At 58.9% G+C, this 2,677-nt stretch carries 4 protein-coding genes; all 4 read left to right on the top strand.

Annotation, left to right across the window (positions count from 1 at the left end):
* Positions 1 to 172: 172 nt before the first annotated feature.
* The 4 genes from JF66_RS17780 (at position 173) to JF66_RS21920 (ending at position 2,169) form a co-directional block, all read left to right on the top strand.
* Entirely contained in the window at positions 173 to 382 is a 210-nt protein-coding gene (locus JF66_RS17780; RefSeq protein ID WP_035880112.1) for an AlpA family transcriptional regulator, read from the top strand.
* 175 nt (positions 383 to 557) lie between these two features.
* Positions 558 to 980: a hypothetical protein gene (locus JF66_RS17775; RefSeq protein ID WP_035880111.1), complete on the top strand. Its 423-nt coding sequence runs from the start codon at positions 558 to 560 to the stop codon at positions 978 to 980.
* A 392-nt stretch (positions 981 to 1,372) separates the two neighbouring features.
* Positions 1,373 to 1,735, top strand: coding sequence for a single-stranded DNA-binding protein (locus JF66_RS17770; protein WP_035880110.1), 363 nt, complete (start codon positions 1,373 to 1,375; stop codon positions 1,733 to 1,735).
* Positions 1,736 to 1,791: 56 nt separating this feature from the next.
* On the top strand, positions 1,792 to 2,169 hold the full coding sequence (locus JF66_RS21920) for a hypothetical protein (protein ID WP_051973722.1): 378 nt from the start codon (positions 1,792 to 1,794) through the stop codon (positions 2,167 to 2,169).
* Positions 2,170 to 2,677: the final 508 nt, after the last annotated feature.

Below are 2,677 nucleotides of genomic sequence, written 5' to 3'. Positions count from 1 at the left end.
GATGCCGTGCTGTTTGCGGATCGCTTGAATGCGGTTGCCGATTCCGGTCTGTCCAAGGAAGTCTGTCACGCGGACATATTACAGCCGAAACCCTTGTCAACTGTTACGAATCGATTTACTGTGTCCTCAACAGATTCCGACCCACGGTTTCTGTCATCAAGAAAGGCGAATCATGAGTGAAGAATTCATCCTCCCCGTCCACGTCGCCGAGCTCACCGGCCTCAACGTTGGGGCGCTGGCTCAGCTGAGATACCTGGGCCGAGGCCCGCGCTTCTATAAGCCGACGCCGAAGAAGGTCCTCTACAAGAGGTCCGAAGTCATCGCCTGGGTCGAGGCGAGCGCACAGACCCAGACGGGGCAGTCGCCGTCCTACGGTCGATGACTGTCCTCGAACCGACCCCTGTCTTCAGGCGGGGTGAGGGTTTGCTCATGAAGAAGCCCCGGGTTGCACCCCGGGGCAAGGATCGTACTCCCGCGAAGGATCTGATCTATGACGAGAATACTGACCCGTCCCGCAAAAGCAAGCTGCCACGACCGAGACCGCGGGTGAGAGAACCATGGGGTTCTACGCGGCGAAAAACGCCGTTCTTCTTGCGGCGCGTCTCGGACTGAGCAACACGGCCACGCGGCTGCTCGTGCACATGGCATTGGAATGCTGGGATGAGATGAACAACCCGTTCGGCCAGGCACCGCGTCGTTACTTCGCCGGCCGTGAGTCCTCGGCGATTGCCTTGGGCTTCCTCGCGCCGGAGAACGGCTCAGAACAAGCGCATCGAGCTGTCAAACGGGCCGTTCACGAACTTATCCAAGCCGGAGCGATCACCCGTATCCGCGTCGGCGGGAACGGGCTCACTGCCGAATACGAGCTTCAGGTCGACAGTGCGAAACCGTCTGCGAATCGGCATGCACGAGTGTTGATCCTGCCGGTGCCAAGTTCTCAGGGGGCCAATTTATGGCCCCCTGAAGGGGCCAATTATTAGTCCCCTAAGGGGGCAAATAAATGGTCAATCAGGGGGCAACTTTTTCGTCCCCTTAACAGTAAGGAACAGGAAGAACAAAACATGAACAGTACGCGCGCGAGGCGCCCTGTGGATAACTCTCCGGCGTTGTTCGGCACATCGAACAGCGCCGGTGAAGGGAGGAAGTGATTGTGACCTTTCCGGCCGGTCATCGTAGCTCGCTCCGCGCCTTCGTTCCCAGATTCACGGACGCGGTCGCACGCTCCCTTATTTCGCCCGAGATTCTGGGCACTACGGCTCTCCCGCTCGCTATCGATTTCTCTCGCCGGAAGGCACAAAAAACAGTTGGTGGGGGAAAGAACCAAACCCAATCAGTAGACACCGTGCAACACCACTTTGAAGGAGAACAGCTCATGACCACACGCACCGTCACCGGCAACCTGGCCGCCGACCCTGAGGTCGTCACCGCCGGCACCATCCAGATCACCAAACTCCGCGTCATCGAAAACACCGGCGAATACCGCAGCGGCAAATGGCTCGCTCACGACGCCGCGACCACGCACTTCGTTCAAGCGAAGTTCGAACTCGGGCAAAACGTCGCAGTGACGCTCCACAAGGGAGACGCCGTCATCGTCGTCGGTCGGGAGCACACCGAGAGCTGGGGAGATGACGACGCACGCCAGTATGGGCGAGTCATCGACGCCGACAACATCGGCCCCGATCTCAACCGTGCCATTGCCAGGGTGCAGCGCAACGTCAAGGCCGACGAAGAATAAACACAAACCAGGGGGCCGCATTGGCGGCCCCCTCCAACCCAGGAGGGAAGGACATCATGGACAGTCACAGCGAACTGCTCCGCCAGGCGAACCTGCTCTACGACGCCGCGCAACACCTCGCGCACCGCACACGGGTCCTCGACCGGCCGTCAGATTCCTACGACTTGCTCGGGTGCCTAACTGGCACGCAACGGCTGCTGAGCCAGGTCTACGGCCAGCTCGCCCGCTGGCACGGCCAGGTCATCGATGGCGTGCACCATAACGGTGAGGACGGTTACAGTCCGACTCCCGGTGACGGTGTGGCTCGAGCAGAAGTGGCCCTGCACGCGGCCGCGCAGTCCGCGGTCAGGACCGAAGATGCACTCATGCTCGCCTATACGGCGAACGGTGTCGTGTGCTGGTTCGACGGCGAAAGACACCCCGAACGACTCTGAGGAACGGGCTGAGATCGACGATTGGGGATCCCTTCGGGGGTCCCCGGCGTCGCTTCTGGAGTCGCGCCGTGTGACGCGCCCTCGTCGTTTACCCCATCATCGTGGGGCGATGGGGTAGAGAGGTAAGGGCTCTCTTTCCCTGTCCCACCACCACTCCCTCGCTGCGCTCGCTTCCCAACCCCCCACACCCATCGTTCCTCAGAGTATGGGGGGTTGGGAAGTAAAGGAGTGGTGGTGGGACAGAGAAAGAGAAAAAGGAAAAAGAAGAATGCAAGAAAGATAAATACAAAAAACAAAGAACAAGTACAAAAGAAGAAAGCAGAGAAGAGAGAGAAACAGGAGGCAGATCGGTGACAGTTTGTTGCGGCACTGACGGTTGGGAGGAGCCTGGTGCCGGTGAAATTGTGCGGAGTTTCGTTCCATGAAGCATGCTAAATTTCCCATATTTATGACTTGATTCCACTGGGAGATAGTCGTATATTCTTGAGTGCTTAGACCAGTCAGAGCG

This window comes from Cryobacterium sp. MLB-32 (assembly GCF_000738085.1).
GTDB lineage: Bacteria > Actinomycetota > Actinomycetes > Actinomycetales > Microbacteriaceae > Cryobacterium.
This window is presented reverse-complemented; position numbering and strand designations above follow the sequence as displayed.